The following is a 21,818-nucleotide window of genomic DNA, read 5'->3' on the forward strand; positions in this document are numbered from 1 at the left end:
GATGAGATGGCGAAATCGCTTCACCTTCCCTGCTGGTAGCGTGAAATTAAGAGTATTGCTCAACCTGATCCTGTTCACGACAATTCCGTTCGTTATCATATCCATCCTGATTGGATTCTATCTGTATAACGACTTTAAAAGCTCTTACATCCAGAAAGTGCAAGAATCGGTTGATCGCGCGGCCGATCCGATCAATCACGATTTTGCTCGCTATATGGATCGAAGCAACATTATCTTGTCGGGTCCTTACTATGTTCCGCTCTTGAACAACAAAGACAGCATTACAAACATTAATACCATGACCGAATTTCAAAGGCTGTTCGAAGCGACTTTCACCGAATCGGACATTTATCAGTACCAGTTTTACTTAAAGAATTATACAGGCCTCAAGGGCAGCTTTATTGAAGATCTAAGCGATCTGGACGCATCCGAAGTCACTTTCATTGAAGAGCAGGTCATCAAAGGTAATCCAACGGGCTTCGTTTGGGCCCCCGAGTGGACAATTATCAATAACAAAGCGTACATCACCTTTTATCGCAACTTAGTCACTCTATCTACCTTTAAAGGTGCACTTGCAGTCAATATCCCATTGCCTTCGCTGCATTATTATTTAAGTGATCTCAATATGCAGAAGAACGTGCAAGTCGTGATGCGTAAAGGTTCGAAATACTATTGGAATGACGAGTTATCTGCCGTCAATCCGCTTTCCGGCCATAGAGCCTTACTAGCAGAAACTGAACTAAAAGACGGAAGCCGTATGATAGCATATGTTCCCCAGTCGATATTCGACCGGCGACTGCTGGAAATCATCGGATGGATGACGGCATGCCTGTTGCTGCTCGTCCTAGCGGTCATCTATACTTCGTCGGTCACAGCAAACAAAATTACTCGCTCTTTTAACGAATTCGTCAACTATTTACGAACACATGACCTTTCGCTTGAAGATATTGAAGCCCAGCACTTGTCGCAACGCAACGACGATGTGGATGTCATAAAGAACCGGCTTATCAATGTACTACGTAAGCTGAACGACTCTTACTCCGCATTAGCCAGCAGCCGAACGGAAAACATGAAGCTGGAAATGGACTTGCTGCAGGCTAGAATCAACCCTCACCTGCTTTATAACACGTTGTCGGTTATCAAGTGGACCCTCATTAAGCAAAAGGATCGGCAAGGGGCGCATACCATCGATCTGATGACCAACTATTATCGGATTGCGCTCAACAAAGGAACTGGCCGAATTGCGGTAGCTAAAGAGATGAAGATGATTGGGCTCTATGTCGATATTATTCGATATACGCACGGCTGCCAGTACCAATACGAAGTCCAGATTGATGAGGATGCCATGAGCCGCAGCATCCCGCTGAACCTGCTACAGCCGATCGTGGAGAACAGTTTAATGCACGGGTTGAACGGCAAGGGAGAGCACGGCAAACTGCAAATTCACGGGTTTATCAAAGAGAACGAGCTCGTCTTTACAATAGAGGACAACGGCTACGGAATTAACGCAGATAAAATCGATCAACTGGTAAAGCTAGAATATCAGCCCGAATATGGCGGCTACGGCATCAAAAATACGATCCGGCGCTTGAATAATTTGAATGGGAAACCAGGCGGCCTGACGCTCGAAAGTTCGCTCAATCAGGGAACACTAGTGACCATACGAATTGATCTTGGCAGGCTGGCAGATCGAGAGGCTGGATAAGACGGCACCGAATCATATGGAACGTAAAAATCGCCCGCGGCACACATCGTGTACCGCGGGCGATTCTATTATTTGTTCAAACGCTCCAACAGTCTAAGCAGCAATTCAGCCGCTTGTGCTCTCGTACTGTACGATTGCGGACCGAACGAGCCGTCCACGAAGCCTTTACTGAAGCCAAGCTGAACTGCAGTACGGATAGAATCAACAGCCCACGTGCTAATCGATGCTTGATCAGAGAAGGCTTTGTCTGCTCCGGAGTCGTCCGGCTCGGCCACTCCGATTGCGTATTGATAAGCTCGCATCAGAATGACGATCATTTGCTCCCTTGTCATTTTGTCATTTGGAGCAAACTTGCCACTAGCGATTCCGTTAATGATCTTCGCTTCATATGCCGCATATACCGATTCCTTATACCAAGCGTCACCATCGACATCGGCAAAAGCAGATGCTACGTTTGCTTGCTTCAGACTCAATGCTCTCGCAATCATCGCGACGAACTCCGCGCGGGTCACTTCACCATCCGGTGAGAATTGACCCTTCTCTTTTCCGACAACGATTTGCTTGGCTGCTAGCCGTTCAATTGCCGCTTGCGCCCAGTGACCTTGAATATCATCAAAGGTCAAATCACTCTCCATAACAGCATACTTGGAAAAGTGTTTCAACTGCGCAATAACATATCCATCCGTGTTCAGAGTGCCTCCGATGTATTCCCATGCTTTCGTAATGTCATTGAAATAATAGACGCCGACCTTATTCGGATCCTTGATCTTAGTCCCGTCTACCTTAAAGCTCGCTTCGATCGGATTCTGGAAATTGTGAACTTCCGAATCGCCTACCGATAGGCCCAAATCATATACGGTCGATGCCGAATTGAAGCCTTGCGGAGGCTGTATACCATCCGTAGTCGACCAGCTGATTCGGACATTTCCAGCCTCAGACTGTATGCCGAGCGAGCCTGGATTCAGCTTTAGCTGCAAACCGCTGCTTTCAATGACGATTGGTTTACCGAGCTTATTCGCGAGTGCGATAACTCCGGCATCCAACCCCACTTCGACTTGATCGACGGATCTTGTCGGCGTCACATCGATATGGAGTTCAGCCGCACCATTAAGCGAGGCAAGCAGCGCCTCCTTATTCGTTGCGAATGTCCATACGCTGCGGCCATCCATCGTTGTGCTGATTATACCTTGTCCGATAACCGAACTTGGTGTCGATGGAGTCCTTGGATTCGATGGAGTTGTCGGTGTCTCTGGCGTAGTTGGTTCAGCCTCTGACTTAGCAGGAAGCGATAGATAGTCAAGATTCACGACGCCTGAATCACCATCATCGAACTGAAGCTTAATCGTATTCGTACCAGCAATCAGCATGAGCTTCTCGATTTTGCTATCCCAAGTATCCCAGTTCGCAAGGCTTGGCAGGCTGGTCTGTCTAATTTTCGTTCCGTTCACATAGATAGTGAGGGTTCGATTCTCTCCCATACTATTGGCATAGCGGAAAGCGACATCCTTATATCCGGCAACTGCAGCATCAACTGTAAAGGTCACAGCATCTCCCGGTCCCCAGTAGTTCACTGCAAAGCCCGTGCCCGAATAGCCTGTATGATTCGTGTCTGTTGCGATATTTCCATTGAACGCTGCGCTTTCAGCTTCATAAATGGTTGGCGCAGGCTCCGGTACGGACAAATAATCGAGATTCACAATCCCGGTATCTCCGTCTTCGAATTTAAGAGCGATTGTGTTCGTTCCCGCGTTTAGATTCAACGTTTCGCGCTTATTACCCCACGTATCCCAGTTTGCTAGGTTAGGCAGGCTGGTCTGCCTAATTTTAGTTCCATTTACGTAAATGCTAAGCGTCTGGTCCTTACCCATACTATTCCCATATCGGAACGTGACGTCTTGATTGCCTGAAGCAACGGCATCCACGGTGAACGTTACCGTATCACCTGGACCCCAGTAGTTAGCTGCGAAGCCCGTACCCGAATAGCCCGTATGATTCGTATCTTTCGCAATGTTCCCACTAAATGCAGCATTCTCTGCTTCGTATATCGTCGCCGGCAACGCAACGCTAATATAGTCCAGGTTCACGTGCGCGATATCGCTCGAATCGTACTTATAGGTAATTGTGTTGACGCCCTCGTTCAAATTGAGCGAGTCTGTGATAAAGCCCCATGTGTCCCAATCGGCGAACCCCGGCATAAGCGTTTGTCTGAACTTAACGCCATTGACGTAAATCGTTAAACTAGAAGTCGCGCCTCCGTTTGCATAACGAAGCGTAACGTCTGTCGCGCCTGCAACGGCGGCATTAATCGTAAATGTAGTCGAAGCGCCTTGGTCGCCGAAATGATCAACGAAGCCTTCACCGGAATAGCCCGTATGATCGGTGTTGACCGATGCGCCTCCATCAAGCACAGCTTCCTCTGCCTCGTACTTCGTTCCTGCCGCAGGCTGCTGCGTATTTGGCGATGGCGGAGGTGTGACCGGATCAGTCGGCTCGATTACCACCGGAGGCGGTACGGCCGGCTCCTCATAAGGCACATAGATTGCATCGAGCAGAACATTCCCCGTATCCCCTGCATCTGCTTTGAATGTAATCTCGTTTTCCCCTGCACTCAGGGAAACCGTTTCTGTCCATACATCCCAACTATTCCAATCTGACGTACTAGGTAGATTAAGTTGCTTCACTTTGTTGCCATTTACATATAGGCTTAAGGAAGCGTCCGCCTCATTCCCATTGGCATACTTCAGTGTCAGCGTTTTGTCGCCTGCAGTTCCGGCATTTACCGTGAATACAGCCGACGAACCCTCGCTTCCAAAATCGCCAAGGTACCCGTTGCCGGAATAACCTGTTTGTTCAGCTACAATTCCCACTCCTGCCGTCGTATAGGCTTCTTCCGCTTCATAAACCGGCATCGTGGTCACGACCACCCGATCGGCGCTATGATAGAAATTATCCGAAGCTGGATTCTTCGTTCCCGTCACGCGAACCTTCATAATATGGTCCCCGTTCGTTAACACGGGGCTTGTATACACAAGCGTATTATGGATTTTGACGGGATTATACGTGTCGACGAGCGTCTCATCCCCACCGTCAATGGACACCGCGATGATGCCTAACGATTTATACTTCTGTGCGTATAGTCTGACTTGAGTACCGTTGAATCTGACATTATAATAAGAATCCGTCGTATTCGAGTAATGCTCGTTATCCAAATACGCGCCCGCTTCGGGACTCTGTCCCCATGTTCCGACGAACTCATACTGATTTGTTCCCGTACCCATATCCATATCGTTTATCGTGATAGAGGACGAGTATGGCACAAAGCCCGTCACGACTTGTACCCGGTCTGCACTATGGTACGTATTGTCCGAGGCTTCGTTCTTTTGCCCAGTAATTCGCACTTTCATTATATGACCGCCATATTCAAGAACAGGGCTCTCATACACGAGCGTATTGTGGATCTTGGTCTCGCTATAGCAATCAACCATCGTCTCCTCTCCGCCATCCACAGACACGGCCACGATTCCTAGCGATTTATACTTCTGCGCGTATAGCTTTGCTTGTGTGCCGACGAACCTCACTTGATAATAGCTGTCGGTTGTGTTCGAGTAATGCTCGTTGTCCATGTAAGCACCAGTCTCAGGGCTTTGGCCCCAAGTGCCAATGAATTCGAATTGGTTCGCTCCGCCACCTGTATCCGCATCGTTAATATCAATCGTTCCAGTAGATACAACAATACGGTCTGCTACGAGGTTATAATTGTCAGCGTTTACATTTTTATTCCCCGTTACCCTTACCTTTAGCACATGCTCGCCGAGCGGCAGCTTCTGGCTCGAATACAGCAACGTGTTATGAATCTTTGTCGCGCTATAGCCATCCACAAGCGTCTCCGAACCACCGTCGATGGATACGGCTGCGATGCCAAAGGAATTGTTCTTCTGCGCGTATACTTTCACTTGCGTTCCAGTAAATTTCACCTCGTAGTACGCATCGGTTTCGTTGGAGAAATGCTCATTGTCTTGATAAGCTCCCGTTTCTGCGCTGCTGCCCCAGTTGCCGACATAATGGAACTGATTCTCGCCGTCACCGATATCGGTATCATTGATTGTCAGCGTTCCATTCGTTGCTCCGCCAGCAGAAGCATCTTCGTCAGGAGTAGTAGCGTCCGGATTCTCATAATTCGGTGTCCAGTCCGGCCCAATGTAGCCTGCAACCCAATCCTCTGCACCGAATTCGTATGCACCGATATCCGGCTTGCTGCCATTGTTCCCTTCCGTCACATCCGCTATATCCGTTCCGGCGTCGATTGCTTGCGAACTCTCCTGCAACCGGAACCGAAGGCCGCCATCCCCTTCGTTCAAGAACTTTGGCGTTTGATTCTGCCCGAGTGAAGTCGAAGTCAGCGTGTTGCCGATGACCTGATCCCTGTAAATATTATTCAGGAGCTGATCCGCCGGATCCGTCGTGTAATTCAAGTACGAAGCCGTTCCATTCGTTGCGAACGTATTGTTGTAAACATGGTGCACTTGTTCTGCCGTGCTTTCATGCTGTACATAAAGGTCCACGTCTTCGTTGCCCCAAAGGACATTATGATCCACTTGAGTAGGACCTGCGCCTTGATCATAATAAATACCGGCGACAAGTCCATTACTCTCCGTGTCCGCCTTCGAGTCATGAATCCAGTTGTGATGAATCCGTGTGCCGTCCAAATCCGCATTGCGAGCGGAATAGATGGCTCCGGTATCCGTATTAATTAAGCCATAGTTATAGAGATCGTTATAACCGATCTCTACATTCTTGGAAGGCTGCAAATCAATGTTTGAACGTCCTACATCATAGATCGTATTATGAAGAATCTTCTGATTATCGGCTCCGGGTACCGGACTAATGCCGCTAGCGTAAGTTCCGTCATACGCAACGTCGTGTACTACGTTATTCTCCGCGATATTGCCTTCTCCCAGCACGATGCCCTGGTTAGAACTGTATGCAATGTTGCTGTTCTTAATTGAACTGTCTGGGCCCATCAAACGAATGCCAGTTTCATTCGTGTGCGAGTAAATCACGTCTGAATCCGTCAATGTAACGCCATGACTGATATATTGTGCATGGATACCATCAATCGCAATTCCCGAACTACTTTCATTCGTTGTAATCGTTGATGCAAACAGATCAATGCCATGAATAGCAATTTCAGACTTACCACTCAGGTCAAACGCATAGTTACGCATTTTCACTTCGACGCCTGAAGGACTCTCTCCGTTTGGCATCCACAGATAAAGATCCGTTCCATCATAGAACCATTCTTTTGCCGTATCGAGAGCACCTAGCTTACCAGTCAAATAGTAATAATCTCTGAAATCGGAGTCAATTAATCCCCCAGACAGCGTCAGCTGCGTTCCGGAATCAGCGGTTATGCTTCTTGTTTGGGAGATAAACCAGCCGTTTGCCCACAACGTTCCGCCTGCCCAGCCGCCTTCGATGACCGGAATCTCGGCATCCGTGAGCTTCAGCTCGCCGTTGGTAGACCATGTAGCCGCTTTGCCGTCCCTATAGTCCGCTCGGTTTAACAGATTGTCCGAATCGGATACGTTCGGCCAACGTGCTTCGATCATCATCTTGCTGTTCACGAACACTTGATTGGCGAGCAACGACTCGTTACTCGTAATGTGATCGTTGTATCCTGTTACGGGAAGCGAGATCGTTTTCTTATAAATGTTGCCCGAATACAAGCTCCATCCGCCCTCTGCGGAGTCCGTGCCGCTAACCGTAACTTGTGCATCTCCATCGGGCTCGAATACGATCGGCTCACCATCTGCACCGGAATGTGCCGGTGTGACGGTCTCGCGGTAGATACCGTCACGGATCTTGACCGTATCTCCCGCCTCCGCCATATTCGCTGCTTTCTGAATCGTTGCAAAAGGTTGCATCTCGGTGCCTGAATTGTCGTCAGACGCACCGTCGCCGCCGACATAGTAGACATTTCCATCGGCATGTGAGCTTGTCAGCGGAAATACCGACAGCAGCAAAGCCGCCAACATGGCAAGTACAATTGCCTTTCTCGGTGTTCCTTTCAGTAAAACGGAATTACTGAACATGGTTTCCCCTCCAACTTAGAATGAGTTGCGGCCTATATATAACGGAACGCCTCATACACGTACTTCAAACGCCCGATAAGCCCATGGCTCTAAAGCAAGTTTTACTTGATTCCTCACGACCGGAATCCTCTCGCCTGACACGCGATCAAACAACACGCCGGCTGAAACAGGAATTTCTAGTGTAGCCGCAACCGTTTCATCCGTCGGATTGCCGATCGTAAGCACATACTCGACACCTTCAAATAAGTTCGTTATACAGTTCTCCGATTCCACATCGAGTGGAGACATCGGGTTTTCACAAATCTCGGGATAGGCATCATAATAATCTCTTGTATTCTTACCATGAGGAGCCATCAGCTCGTTGTCAGCTGCATGCATATAGATGTGCATGCCATTAACTGCATTGAATAAGTGATTCTTCCGAATGTCTGTCGGCGAAGAATCAGAATGAGCATAGCTCTCGAATATCTTCAAATCCGAGTGCAGGAAACGAACATAGGGAACGTCAAAGTGATATCTTGACCAATCATGCGTGTGCGAGAGGAAGCCATCAGCGAATTCAGCTGCCAAATCGGAGAATCCTTCAATAATGAGAACCGCGCCTGGATTCACCTTGTCGAGCGAGCCTCTGATCTTCCGAAGCAGTCTGCGCAGCCCCCAATTCCAATAGTCAGGATGACTATGCGGATGATTCGGATCATAATTGCGGTGATTGTACGTCGCGCAAGAGGAGTCGAGGAAGAATCCGTCAATACCTGTTGTCCGTATGATGTCTGAGCAAGTCTCAGCAAGCCAGTTCTGATATTCCTCGTTCGCCAAATCCATATGCCAGAAATCGCGGTAATGCTCGGTGTAGGAGCCGTCTGCTTCTTTCAATGCCCACTTTTTCCCTTTACTGAGTCCGATTCGAGATTGCTTCCACATGATCAGACCTTCGATGTAATAGAGAACGCGTCCACCCCGGCGATGAACGGCTTCCACGCCTTTCTTAACCGCTTCGAAGCCTCCGAGATTTTGGGCGGCAAAGAAGTAGTCACCGCGATTAAGCCAGTTTTTAAATGTCGTCGCCATCTCAGCGTCATGAAACCCCATGACGTGGAACATATTCGATCCCAGCGACTCTTTATGTGCCGCCAACTTTGGATAATCATAAAAGGACTGTCCCTCTTTCACCATTTGGTCTCCCATGTGCTCAGCCAGAAAGGACGTTTGTTGATACCACTCGGCAGGCGAGCGCCGGATCGGAATGTGAGATCGGCGAGAGCGTACCCACCCAGCCCCAACTTTCCAATTACCTGTGTACGCATACGTTCGTACAGGTCCAAGATCAATATATTCTACGGCCATACCATGATCCGAATAAGAGATCGTGCCTTCGTCGCTATTGATTTCAGTTCTGTTTTGCAACCCATCTGCATGAGTTCCTGCAAAGTGACGGGAATGACAAATGCCAACAAACGGACCATCACTACCTCCACCACCGTCGAAGTAATCATTGATCCAAAAATCATGGTGAGTCGAGTAACGCGAAACATGGCTGAAGTTGTTACCAATCGCGTATTCCCGCCGTACGCAGGCGCCTGGGTCTGCTGTCAAATCGGCTCGGTTATCATCGAGAAAAGCGATCCCTCTTCCTTGACCTTCTACAAGGAATGATGGGGACGACAGTGTCCCTGAATAAGCGTTCTTGTAATTAGCTTCATTAAGCGGGCTTAATGAAGCGCCAGCTATGTGTGGAAGGATCGCTCTAGCGTCACTTGCGTTTCCAAAACTTAATTTCGATAACAAAGGGAAATAAATATCTAGCTCAATAGGTTCAATGCCTCTCCATACTGCCTGTCCTCTCCAGGTCGCCACATGGCCTTCCGCCTCGATAATCAGAAATAACTGAAGCGGCAAATAATCATGTGTCAGTTCAACTTTCATTTGCCAATCATTATGCTCCATAGTCCGAACAAGGAAGGATTCAACACCATATTGACCAGCGTATTTACCTTCATGAACCACCACGGTCAACGGATTTCCTAGCTGTCCACTTCTTGCTGTATCCAGCAATTCCCCGTTCTCTTCCGTGCTCATTTCAACCAGCCTCATGCGCTCATTCTCGACCTCGAATGAAAGCACAAGCCCCGGTCCAGATAGTTTAATAACCGCCATCCCCATACGCTCCCTTTATTTTTGATTATGTATAATTACATAGATGAACTTGCTAGATGAACTTGCTTGTTTAATCGTAGCTCTGCCTTAGCTCGGTTTATACCCTATAATCTCAAGAAATGTATCGGACATTGAGGAAATCCAATCGATTGCTTCCTAGACTAGGCGGTCGATTTCAGGCGAACCGCAAAAAGCCGCCAAATCGTGGATTTGGCGGCTATCAACTATGCTTATTATTGTGGACATATGTATGGAACTAGATAGCCGGGGAAGAACGTCACTGACCGTGGGGTTACCGGCCAATCTTGAGAGCTTCACATTTTATGTCGATTATTTATGAACGGTTGCCCTCATGTCTCGCATCTGGTATTCAGTGTCATATACAAACATAAAGTAGTATGAACGGAGCGTAAGATAGCGTCAGATACACGTATTCTACGGGAGGAGATACGATTGAAAATCTTTGTTCTGGTCCATGGTGCTTGGGGGGGGAGGTTGGAACTGGCGTTTTGTTGCAAACTATCTTCGTGCAGCAGGGCATGAAGTACATACACCAACTCTCACAGGTATGGGTGATCGTTCCCATCTTGCGAGTTCAAATGTAAATCTGGAAACACATGTGCAGGATATCGTCAATCTTTTGTTCTATGAAAACCTAAGTAACGTAATTTTGGTTGGACATAGTTACGGCGGAATGCCGATTACAGGAGTGGCGGATAAAGCTTCAGAAAGACTAGATCACCTTGTTTATCTAGATGCAGCTATGCCAAGTGATGGGCAATCCTTTTTCGATGTCTATCCAGATAGCAGAGACTGGTGGGTGTCCAGAGCACAGAATAATGATGGATGGTCAATCAAGCTTGATCCTGCCGATTTTCCACATGTAGCTGAAGCCATTCCAAATAAACTGATACTTGAATGGTTTCTTGAACGTATGGAGGGGCAGCTTCACCCCTTGGCTACACTGTCCCAGCCTGTTCAATTAAAGTCATTAATTCCTCGTACTTTCATTTATTGCACACAGATGTCCCATACGTCTAGTTCAGATGAAGTGAAAAATAGTCTTGATCCTAGCGTGAATTTTGTAGATATAGAGACGAACCATTTCGCTCCTTTCAGTGCCCCTGAGCTGGTGGCACGGGTACTGTTAAAGATCGCTCAAGGTGAAAAATGAATAACCAATCGTATATTCCGCTAATCTGCCCGTTAGCGGAACCAGGCCGTCGATTGAATCCTCGGCAGCCTCATAAAGTAGGTTATTCAACTATAGTTACCCGTTAGCTGAACGAAGGCAGCTGCTAATTTTCTCTGAACAGCTGCCTTCGTTTTTTGGAAGCTAACGTACCATTAGCTTTACCCTTGTTTCACTAAGTTCTCAGCTGTGCGGAATGCTAGAGCCATAATGGTTAAGACGGGGTTAACGCCACCATTGGTTACATGCACAGAGCCATCGCTTACCCAGAGATTGTCATATCCATGCACGCGGCCACTCGGGTCGGTAACGGAAACGGATGGGTCGTTACCCATGCGCAGTGTACCCGATTGGTGCTGCCCGCCGCTTAGCCCAGCGCCGGCCTTTGTTCGCCAAACCTGGTGTGCTCCTGCTGCCCACAGCCACTTCTCTGCTTGTTCGGCGAGCATCGCAGAAGCTCGAAGGGATTCCGGATGGACGCTTCCGGAGAGCTGTGCAACGGGTAGGCCGTAGCGATCTTTTACTGTGGGAGAGAGCCTTACCCTGGAATCAGTGGTCGGGATTTCTTGGATAGGGCCTTGAATCTGGCTTGTTCTCAGATAGGTTTCGCGCATCGTTTCTTTTCCAGCGATCCCCCACCTCGCAGCATCTGGCGCAAGTGCACGATACCAGTGAACGAGCGGCAGCCTGGTAAATTCGTTAGCCAGCAAGCCTCCTCCGATAACTCCTGCTTCGCTGCTATGCTCAAAGCGGAAAGTAGCAATGCTTACTCCTGGACCAAGACCGTCTTGAATTGGCTCATCGAATAAGCCGTATGCACCGGCATACACATGTCCTTGAAGATGTCGACCAACCTGACCATACCGATTGCCGATCCCGCTCGGTTCTAAATCGCTTGCCGAGTTAAGTAGAAGACGCGCACTCTCAATAGCCCCGGCGGCGACCACAACATGCCCCGCCTTCACATAGCGGCGCTCCCGCCTACCGTCGATTTCCTGTACAAGATGAACGCCGGTAGCACGCTTTCCTCCCTCCGTTTCAATACGTTCTACTATGGTATCGCAGATCAGGTCGCATTTACCGGTAGAGATTGCCCTTACCAGCATCGTGTTGTGTCCGCCATTTTTACTGTCCGTTGGGCAAGCGAATCCGACACACTGGCCGCATTGACCGCAGGCTGGCCTGTTGTCGCGTTCCACTGAATTAATTAACAGTGGTACTGGCCCAGCAATCCATCCCAGTTTCTCCGCTGCTCGGGCTAAGCGATCGGTTTCCCTAGTCCTTGGCAACGGTGGCATGGGATAGGTATATTTACTAATGCCGCGTCCGGAGTGGGCGATCCCATCCCCCGAAACTCCGACTTCCCACTCGGCGCGCTCGTAATAGGGCTCGAGGTCTTGATATCGAATCGGCCAATCGCTTAACGAACTCCCGTCAGGAACGCCATAGCGTGTTGCCATGCGAAAATCATCCGGATGGAATCGCCATGCCTGTGCTCCGTATACCCTTGTTCCGCCACCCACAGTCATTGCGTTATTATGATAGTCACCTTCAAAAGGCGCGGTGATCCGCTCTTCGCCACCTGGCAAAATTATCGTGCGAGGGTTGCCTTCTCGTGAAGGGCCCGTGTTATGACCATATTTACTCAAACGGTGGTTCCGTAAATGATTGCTGCCAACCTCAGCATATCGGAGCCAGCTGCCTCGCTCAATGACGAGCACGTCAAGTCCCGCTTCAGCAAGTACGCCAGCAGCTACGGAACCACCGGCACCAGCTCCAATCACGACAACATCATACTGGTCACGAAGTTGGTCAAATAACTTCTGCGGTAAATCGACTTCCTCGACTGGTAATTTCGTTCCCGATACCGTTCCAGGCCGGAAGCCGATCATATCCCATGATTTGCCCCCGTGATTCCCCCCAGATTCAGGACTTCCGTAGTATCCTTCGATGATAAGGCTTAATAACGTTTCAAAAAACAGCTTCGACTGAATGGGCCAATTCCGAACTTGATCTTGCCGGACTTCATGGAGCAGACTGTCTTTCTCGACTGCAGACAGATCGGTGAAGGACCGTCCATCGCGCTTTGTCGCTTCTGCATTTAACGCGAGTAGACCTGGCTCCAAGAGATTCGCCCAAGTACCAGGATCTTCTTCGGTGTGACGCTCCAAGTATGTAAGTACACCAGCTACTGTCGCTGACGGCCATGCATCTTCCGGAACCATACGATCGGAAACCGCTTCCAAAACAGTTCTTAACTCTACTGAAAAAGACTGCTGCCCGCGAGGCTTCATCTATCTACACCACCTAGTGTCTAGTGAATTGTATTTCATCTATTGTATCATCAAATCCCTTGTTGAGCGTGAAATGAAATTGCGCGAATGCAACTAACACTGTACTTCTTATATAGCATTCGTGCCCCGTTAGTGCAATCCGAGCATTCAAATCTGAGGTAACAATTTTTTTAACTTCTCATTAAAAGATTCCCAATCCCCTGAATTCGAAAATCCAATTCCCCATTCTACATCTCGCAATGCATTTCTTAATTGAATAAGCTTACCGATCTCGGACTGTTCTAGTTTGTTTATCGGTTTGGTCATATCATCATTTGGATAATCATTTAGGGTCTGAGAAAGAGTGTTTAAATCATTTATTTCTTGTTCAGATAAAAAGTAAATGCCTGAGTTTATATCCAAAATGACAACAATATCTTGCAGAATATCACCGACCTTCTCTCTCACATAGGAAGGCTGCGACCACTGAGCTTCAATCTGACTAGCTATCGCCCCATCTAATTGGACAAAATCCCACTGGATTTGAGATAGGGTCAGCTTATGCTTTACAGTGTCTACTTTCCCCTTTAGCTTGTAGTTTTCATTGACAACCCATACGAAAAAGATTATCAGCAGTAAAATGACGGATAATATTATACTTCTACTTACTTTCTGCATACAGTCCCCCATCCTCCGCATTTTCCATTCGCTTCCAATAATGCTAAACACACGGAAACCCGTAAATACCTTATGTAACAAAACTGCCCGTTACTTCAATGACAAACGGCAGCCGGTAAACAATCCAGCTGCCGTCGTTCTATTGTGCTATCGTTCTCCGTTAACGTAATCGAGCGTTTTCACTTGTTTTTGTTATCTCTAAAAATACCAACTGCTAATCCGACTACAATTCCAAATGAAGTTCCATATACAATTCCAAGACCTACATTACCGAATACTGCTCCAAATGCGACACCAAAAGCGGAACCAAAAGCGGCACCTAGAGCAATTCCAAGGCCTATGAAAGAACCTTTTCCGTCATCTTTCATTTTCAAGTAATCACTCCGCTTCTTAATTTCATTCCAAAGCTTTACTGCTGTGACAGTTTCGCCTCATACAACGACTTTACAAAAGATGTAGGTATAGCTCAATACGTTGCCAACTACTTAATGTTTCGCTACATTATTCTGCCCGTTACTTCAATGAAAAACGGCAGCTGAACATCATGCCAGGCTGCCGTCGTGTTGTATTGAGCGATAGTGCCCGTTAGTTCAACAAACTGCACGAAAAAGAGCTTTTTAGATTTATCTACACACCTCAACCTAGCAGAGCTTACGCCAAATGAGCATATTCACCTGCGCCTTCCTTATATATAATTTCAAACGCCCATTCCGGATATTGTGCTCCAAACGCTTCCACCGTTTTCACTAGCTCTAATATTCCGTCAGGATCCGTCTCTTGAATAACGGTATGATTTACAACCGTGATCCGTTTGTGTCTAGTACCCGGCGCGTGCTCGAGCGTCTTTGCGAAAAACTCGTCGATACCGACCCAAAAACAACAATTTTCAAATATATAACGGTCTTTCCAATTTGGACTGCCCAGGTTTTGCAAATTTCTTCTAACCATTGTTTGCATATCCCACATATCCAGCTTGTTCCCATCCGGATCATAAAGCTGGAATTGATAACCGCAGCCTTCCCGGTCCAGAATGTGTTCCTGGACCTTATAGCCGTGCGCTTTGAGTTGGCCATGCGTCGTTTCCAGCTCATTGATATTGATCATGGCAATCGCCATATGCTGGATTTCCCCCGCGCCGGTATAGAAATTCAGCGTTTTCCCCGGCTCCATCGATCTTAGAAAATATATTTCTTCTCCGCGTCCGGTTACGGTTTGCCCAGAGTCGTTTATATGTACACCCAGGTTGACGTACCATTTGCGGGTAACTTCAGGATCAGTAACCGGAAAAAATAATGTAGCAACTCCTATAAACGCCGGCACACCATCCCTTAGTGGTTGTGTTTCAGTGCCAGCACGCTGCCATACTTGAAACTTGTTTCTTTGAGGATCTCGATAAATGAAAGAGGCTCCGCTCTCGTCAAGTTTCATCGGCTCTAATTCGACCTGAGCCTCGGTCAGGCGTGCGTATAATTCTTCAATCGCATCAGTTTCAAAACGTACGGCAAACATTTCATAAGGCTCGCCCGGAACCCATTCATCCGTCATGAAATTGCAGGTCAACCCTTTTTCTTTCGTAGTCTCCCAAATGACGCCGCATGTTCGTGTTCCCGCTGAGTTGAATAAATTCTCATACCAGTTAGATATGGTTTCGCTGTCATCAACAGGCAAATAAAGACACCCTACACTATTAAATTTAATTTTCGTTTTCAAAGACAGATCTGCATTTATCATATCGCGATCATTCCTTTCGAACATTTTTTTGGATGGCTGCGGAACATATGTAATGGTTAATTTACCCAAAATTCAACACCCCCCTCATTCTATATACACTGTTCTTCGGGAAATCCCTTCTGTCTTATTGCATTAAACTGCCCGTTAGCTCAACAGGCTGCCGATGATGTTCGGCAGCCTGTTCAATCTTGTGCTATCGTTCTCCGTTAGCGCAACTCCTAACGGAAATTAATTACCATTGCAGTCTTGTCGTCCGATTTCTTAAAGCGGATATGTTGAATACACTCAGGATCGCATTCTTCTAGTTCTATTAATTCTTGAGTATAAAGTTGTAGACCTTTATTCAATATTCTTTGCGCAACAAAACTCCAATACGAACTCTGTTCGGGTACGATAGTTGTTGGTAAAAACATCCCATCAGTCAACAAAATGATATGTTTTAAACACGTCAGATTAATTTTTCCGTATTCGAAAAAGCGAACAGCATCCTTTTCCCCATTTAAGACCCCGTAACCACCATTAGTATTAGCGCAATATCGGTTCTTTCTTATTGTATCAATTACGGTTTCATGAAGCTCTTTCTGGCTTTTCAAGCCTTCGGTTATTCCTTCCTGCCATTTAGCGAATGCTGGTGCTTCTAAGTGAGAAACTTGTCTCCAAGTTAATGGACGAACCTCCTCATTATCATAAACGGCTAGAATCATGCAATCGCCCGTCTGTATGTACTCTACACCATCATCTTGTACACGTACGATTGACACTGCTGCTCCCCAAAGTTCTTCTTTTTTTTCCAGATCAATATTTGCGAGCACCATTTGTTCCCTAAGAAGATCATTCACCTCAATCATGTGGTCCATTAAACTTCTACGATCGGTAACGGATTCGAAATAATTTTTCACTAGATTCGCCGCAATAAAACCGCCAGTTTCCTTTCTTGAATTTAGATAGGGTACCAAGGAAGATACACCATCCAAAGCCCCTTACAAATTTGCATTCGGAAGCGTAATAACGGCATCCTCATTTAGAACCCCAACGCCTTTCTTAGTGATCTCTTCATAAGTAACAAACAAGTTGTTTACCCCTCTCTTAAAATATCAAGTATTGGAACTATTCTGCCCGTTAGCGTAATGAAAAAATGGAGCAGCTGCCGTCGGCAATCTACGGGGAGAACGTCGGAGAGAGCTATACCGGCGTTACTTTTAGCCAGTTTATGTCCTCAATATTTAATTGATGCACCTCGCCAACACGGCAGCCAGTACAATAAAAGAAATCAAGAAGTGCGTGTTCACGTCTAGAAACGCAAGAAATCTTCAGATGAATGATATCTTCTTCAATTAGAAATTTAGGAATGCGTTTGTCCATCTTTGGTTCTTTCAGTTTTAGAGCAGGATTACGAGCCATATGTCCTTCTTCACATGCAAAACGGAATAGGGATCTGATGAAACGAACTTTGTGGGCTAAACTGCTTGGCTTCAAGCTTTCAGATTGTTTAGATAAATATTCCTTGAGCAACGTTAAAGATACCTCTTTAATATTTAGGTTGCCAACTTCGCGAATCAGAACTTTTAACTGTAGTGAATATGCCTTCAACGTATAAGGACTAAAACCCAAAATACGCTTATCGGCCTCATACAACAACCATAATTCGCTCATCCTCATAACAAAACCTCCCAAGGGCTAATACTATTAGCTTCGCTAAATTTGGGAGGTTTAATCTGTATACTATGTTACCTGTACGGCACCTTATGGTTGTTCCATGTCTAACTAGCGCCGAAACTGCTGTGTGATACATCTGCTGTTCTATCTCTCCGCGTCAGTAATATCAAGCGATTAAAGAACTTTATTTTCAACAAGACTCATTTCAGACCCAGGTGATTAAAGAACTTTATTTAGCGTTAAAGAACTTTATTTTCAATTAAAGTGGTGAGAAAAAATAAAGTTCTTTATCCATGGTCCAGTAAAATCAAGGGTTTTCAGGGGATCAAAATCACATTCAAATAAATTAATGTTGTTTAATTGGGCGAATTTGAGTTGTGCCGCGGCTGAAATCGTAAAAATAAAGTTCTTTAATCAACGGCATGCAAAATGTCTGGAATAAAAATAAAGTTGTTTAATGAAATTTAAAAAGTTGGGCCCACACCCAACTCCCTTGATAACACAAAAAAACGGCAGCCGATCCGGCTGCCGTCCAAAAATTAGTATTGAGCAAATGTGTCCCGTTAGTTCAATAAGCATTGGTCAATATCTTATCCTGCATCTGGATGTGAACGGCTGGAATTTCACAATGGCAATCACGCTGGCGAAAATCTCACGCACACTCGGCTGCGATATAGAGGATTTGCTTGAACCAGAATACCAGTAGCAGATTAACAGAAAATCATTGCAAAAAAAGAACCTCTGTGCCAAATCATATGAAGCAGAGGTTCTTTCTTCATAACTTTGTTTTATACTAAACATGTTTACATTTTATATAAAATTAGGTACATTTGTAAATATAAAACAGGTGTGATTTCAGTTAAATGTGCAATATCTATATTTGCTCATTTAACTGGTTGCAGTAAAAACATAAGTGAAAAATTTATAAAAGGAGGCAGGAAAAGAGAGCTCTGCTCTGAAAGCGCTTAACCACGTTGCGCATCAGCCAATGCGGCTGAAAACGGGGAACCCCAAACTCACAATAAAAGAGGCATAAAAATATAATAACGGAGGATCTGAAAAAATGAAAAGACTTCTTTCATTAGTCCTTGTTGTTTCAATGCTTTTCGCCTTTGCTATTCCGGCAGCGGCAACACCAGATAAGAATAACGGCAATGTTCCTGCAAGTGAGACATACGGCGCGGTTGCTGAGGCAAAAATCCAAAAACAAACCGGAAATACCAATCTGATAAGCATAACTGTTAAAGTTACCGATAATAAAGGCAGAAGTATAACAGCCGCCTATGGTACGTTTGAATTAAAAAAGAATTCGGCGGCAACATTTGAGGTAGGTGCATACACGGTTTATGTAAACACTTACGGCAACGATAAAATTGATGTATGCCTGATAAAAGAAGTCAGCGAAATGCTGATTCCGGACGAAGAAATACCCGGAGACGTTTCTGTTTCGGGGACGGGAGCACTACAGCCTGACGGAAATCTGAAAGTATTCCTCAATATAACCAAAAACGGAATCATAAATGCATTTGGTTCAGTTCTTATGACAAAGAATTCATTTGGAGTATTCAAAATCGGCGGATATGACGTATTTGTAAGTACATACGATGACAAGCATATTTATGCTGTCCTCACCAATATCGAAGAAACCGAAGCTGTACCCGAGCCTGAGAGCTCTACTTATCTGGTTCAAAATATTACCAGTCAGGCAAATATCAATTACGGGGGCGACCAGCAGCAATCAGGACGTTTGGGAACTCATACCGTTTATTGGGATAACGGCGGCAGCAGTAACAATCCAAACGGTACAAGCCGCTATATTCAATTCACAGTAAATGTTCCTGCCGAAGGCTTATACAAACTTGATTTCAGATGGTTCACACGCGGAGACAATTCAAGAAGATTGAAAATCAACAGCAAACCGTATGAAATCCTGTATTTTGCAAGAAAAGATATAAACACTTGGGAAAACAATGTCATTTACAGACCGCTCCAAGCGGGAGAAAATACCATACGCATCTGGTATCATAACAGCGGTACCGAAAGACCTATGGACCCATGGCTTTTCATTGATTCCCTTAAAGTCACCGCTTACGACGGAACCGCCGAGCGGAACACTTTCTGGAATGATTTCTCAAATGTCCTGACGTTAAATGTAAACGCTTTAAATATTACGAACGCAGAGGGAATAAACGCGGCTCTTGCAGCCTATGAAAACCTGACAGACGTTGCGAAAACACGCCTCGAAAACGAAAAATCATTGCTTGACGCTTTAAAAGCAGGCGTTACGGAACTTGAAAAAGGACGCGATGAAATCCTCAATAATTTCGGATTTGCGGATGTTCTGTCGAAGAGCATCACTTCCCTGAAAATCACCGACGCAGGCAGATTAAACGCTGCTCTTGCGGCATTCGCAGCTCTGCCTGAGTATTCCAAGACTCTGCTTGTCACCGAGAAATCCCTGCTTGATGTTCTGGCGGTGAGAATGGCGCTCCTTGAAAAGGGCGACACGGTAACCGTTATGCTGGAGGACTGGCTCAATGCCTACCTCAAGGACAGAGGCAACGGAGTATATTCCACATATCTCTGGAGCGACAAATCATCGAGCGGCGAGGAAACCGGATTCTGGCAGGCAGCCAATGTCTACGAAGTTTTCAACGACTACTATGAATACACGACAGACCCTGCTGAAAAAGAACTGTTCAAAAAATATATGGACGGCTACCGCACCCGGTTTCTTGACGGAAGCTTCTCATGGAGCGGTACATGGAAAAACAACGAATACACCGACGACTTGTTATGGTGGTCAAACGCTTTCATACGCACTTACACCCTGACAGGCGATGAAAACTATCTTGCAGTCGGAGAAGAAATATTCAAACATCTTTATGCGCGCGCGTGGGATACCAGAGAGATTTCCGATGCGCACTATTATTCAGGCGTGCAGGGCGGTCTGCTGTGGAAATTCAACAAGTCCTCGAACTGGGACGGAAGCTATCCCAATGACAGCAATAACTCAAACGAAAAGAATATCGCCACCAACGGCAACGGCACAATAGCTGCGGCACGACTTGCAAAGATATACGCTGCCAAAGGCGATTCAGTAACAAGCGGATATTATGCAGATGTAGCAAAAGGAATATATGACTGGATGCGCGCTTCAATGGTAGCGGATGAAAACACAGGGAAGCTTTGGGACAACTTCCAATCGCAGGCTGGCAAAAATGGTCCCCGTGACTGGCAATTCTCCTATAATTACGGACTGTTCGGCGGAGCAGCCTATGAAATGTGGGTCAACACAGGCGATGACAGTTATTTAGCCGATGCGAAGTTAGTCCTTAACTACGGCTGGACAACACTGACGCTTGACGACGGGCTTACTTTCAAGATGGAAGGCGGCATGGATGGCGGCGACGGCGCAAGCTTCAGGCTCGTATTTGCGCGCTACACAGGGCTCGTTGTGAAAAGCCCCGAATTCGCCGAATTTAAGAAGTATATGCTTGCAAACGCATATCAGACGTGGAATTTCCGCAGGTCAGGCGACGGTCTTGTGGGTGAAAGCTCCATTTTCGAAACCGACAGCGCGACCCGTATTCCTTCACCTATCGCGGCATACGGCGTTCTGATGCAGATTTATTCCGATTTCAACCCCAATATAACGTATGGCTTCGAAAACGGTCTAACAAAATGGAAAACAGGTTATAAAACATTCGCCGAAGCGGCAGGGGATAAAACTGTCAGGTTTGACACTCATTTTATAAAAGGCGGAAACGGATTCGGTGCAAGTGAAGGTCCTTCATCTCTGTTTGATTATACTTCTCTGGAAAATGCGGGTACAAATACGAAATACGGCGGAGGCGTGCCTTACTGGGCGGAATGGAATTATGACAATGCGTTCATCGCAAGCCGCCTTATTATTGCCACGGCAAACGACAATATGTCATGGCCGCGCCGTATGGGCGACGGATGGACTCTTTCGGGTTCAGACGACGGTGTTAACTGGAATATAATATATATAGGAAAAGCCGATGATTATTCCAATTTCAACAATACTTTCTATTCATTTGATTTAACAGATAATACTGCCGCATATTCTTATTACAAACTTAATTCGGAAACAGGCGGAGACGGAACTACAGTTCAGTTGTCTGTTGTCGCACTTGCCGCAGATTAAGCGATTTTTCTTCCGGAGATAGTGGCGGGAATCAGTCATTTAATGCCGATGCGCACTTTACCAAGGCGAATCGGTTATCGTTCCAAAGTCTTGATTGCGTGCGAATAACAAAAAGGAACATAACGGATATCCGCTATGTTCTTTTTGTTATAGCTTTGATTTC

At 46.3% G+C, this 21,818-nt stretch carries 12 protein-coding genes; 4 read left to right on the forward strand and 8 right to left on the reverse strand.

The features are described 5' to 3' along the window. The first annotated feature begins 1 nt into the window (after position 1). On the forward strand, positions 2-1,705 hold the full coding sequence (locus tag AC0YNX_RS23710) for a sensor histidine kinase (RefSeq protein WP_475818184.1): 1,704 nt from the start codon (positions 2-4) through the stop codon (positions 1,703-1,705). A gap of 68 nt (positions 1,706-1,773) precedes the next feature. Here AC0YNX_RS23710 and AC0YNX_RS23715 read toward each other — a convergent pair whose 3' ends face one another. Further along, entirely contained in the window at positions 1,774-7,797 is a 6,024-nt protein-coding gene (locus AC0YNX_RS23715) for a carbohydrate-binding protein (RefSeq protein WP_475818185.1), read from the reverse strand. 51 nt (positions 7,798-7,848) lie between these two features. Next, positions 7,849-9,954 carry a DUF6259 domain-containing protein gene (locus tag AC0YNX_RS23720; RefSeq protein WP_475818186.1) on the reverse strand — a complete coding sequence of 702 codons (2,106 nt, stop codon included), beginning with the start codon at positions 9,952-9,954 and terminating at the stop codon, positions 7,849-7,851. Positions 9,955-10,417: 463 nt separating this feature from the next. Here AC0YNX_RS23720 and AC0YNX_RS23725 point away from each other — a divergent pair, with 463 nt between their 5' ends. Next, positions 10,418-11,128 (forward strand): alpha/beta fold hydrolase, encoded by a 711-nt coding sequence (locus AC0YNX_RS23725; protein ID WP_475818187.1) that lies wholly within the window; start codon positions 10,418-10,420, stop codon positions 11,126-11,128. A 179-nt stretch (positions 11,129-11,307) separates the two neighbouring features. On the opposite strand, the gene AC0YNX_RS23730 is transcribed toward AC0YNX_RS23725, so the two are convergent. The 6 genes from AC0YNX_RS23730 to AC0YNX_RS23755 form a co-directional block, all read right to left on the reverse strand. Further along, entirely contained in the window at positions 11,308-13,392 is a 2,085-nt protein-coding gene (locus AC0YNX_RS23730) for a GMC family oxidoreductase (protein ID WP_475818188.1), read from the reverse strand. A gap of 195 nt (positions 13,393-13,587) precedes the next feature. Beyond that, positions 13,588-14,097, reverse strand: a complete 510-nt coding sequence (locus AC0YNX_RS23735) for a hypothetical protein (protein ID WP_475818189.1) — start codon at positions 14,095-14,097, stop codon at positions 13,588-13,590. A 179-nt stretch (positions 14,098-14,276) separates the two neighbouring features. After that, a complete protein-coding gene (locus tag AC0YNX_RS23740) occupies positions 14,277-14,465 on the reverse strand; it encodes a hypothetical protein (RefSeq protein WP_475815311.1) in 189 nt (62 codons plus the stop codon). Positions 14,466-14,748: 283 nt separating this feature from the next. Next, entirely contained in the window at positions 14,749-15,897 is a 1,149-nt protein-coding gene (locus tag AC0YNX_RS23745; protein ID WP_475818190.1) for a VOC family protein, read from the reverse strand. Positions 15,898-16,046: 149 nt separating this feature from the next. Then, on the reverse strand, positions 16,047-16,802 hold the full coding sequence (locus AC0YNX_RS23750; protein WP_475818191.1) for a protein phosphatase 2C domain-containing protein: 756 nt from the start codon (positions 16,800-16,802) through the stop codon (positions 16,047-16,049). A 208-nt stretch (positions 16,803-17,010) separates the two neighbouring features. Beyond that, on the reverse strand, positions 17,011-17,481 hold the full coding sequence (locus AC0YNX_RS23755; protein ID WP_475818192.1) for a tyrosine-type recombinase/integrase: 471 nt from the start codon (positions 17,479-17,481) through the stop codon (positions 17,011-17,013). A 460-nt stretch (positions 17,482-17,941) separates the two neighbouring features. On the opposite strand from AC0YNX_RS23755, the gene AC0YNX_RS23760 reads away from it, so the two are divergent. Beyond that, a complete protein-coding gene (locus tag AC0YNX_RS23760) occupies positions 17,942-18,190 on the forward strand; it encodes a helix-turn-helix domain-containing protein (RefSeq protein ID WP_475818193.1) in 249 nt (82 codons plus the stop codon). Between the two features lie 357 nt (positions 18,191-18,547). Beyond that, positions 18,548-21,655: a glycoside hydrolase family 76 protein gene (locus tag AC0YNX_RS23765; RefSeq protein ID WP_475818194.1), complete on the forward strand. Its 3,108-nt coding sequence runs from the start codon at positions 18,548-18,550 to the stop codon at positions 21,653-21,655. Positions 21,656-21,818 lie beyond the last annotated feature (163 nt).

This window comes from Paenibacillus sp. J31R98 (genome assembly GCF_056269245.1).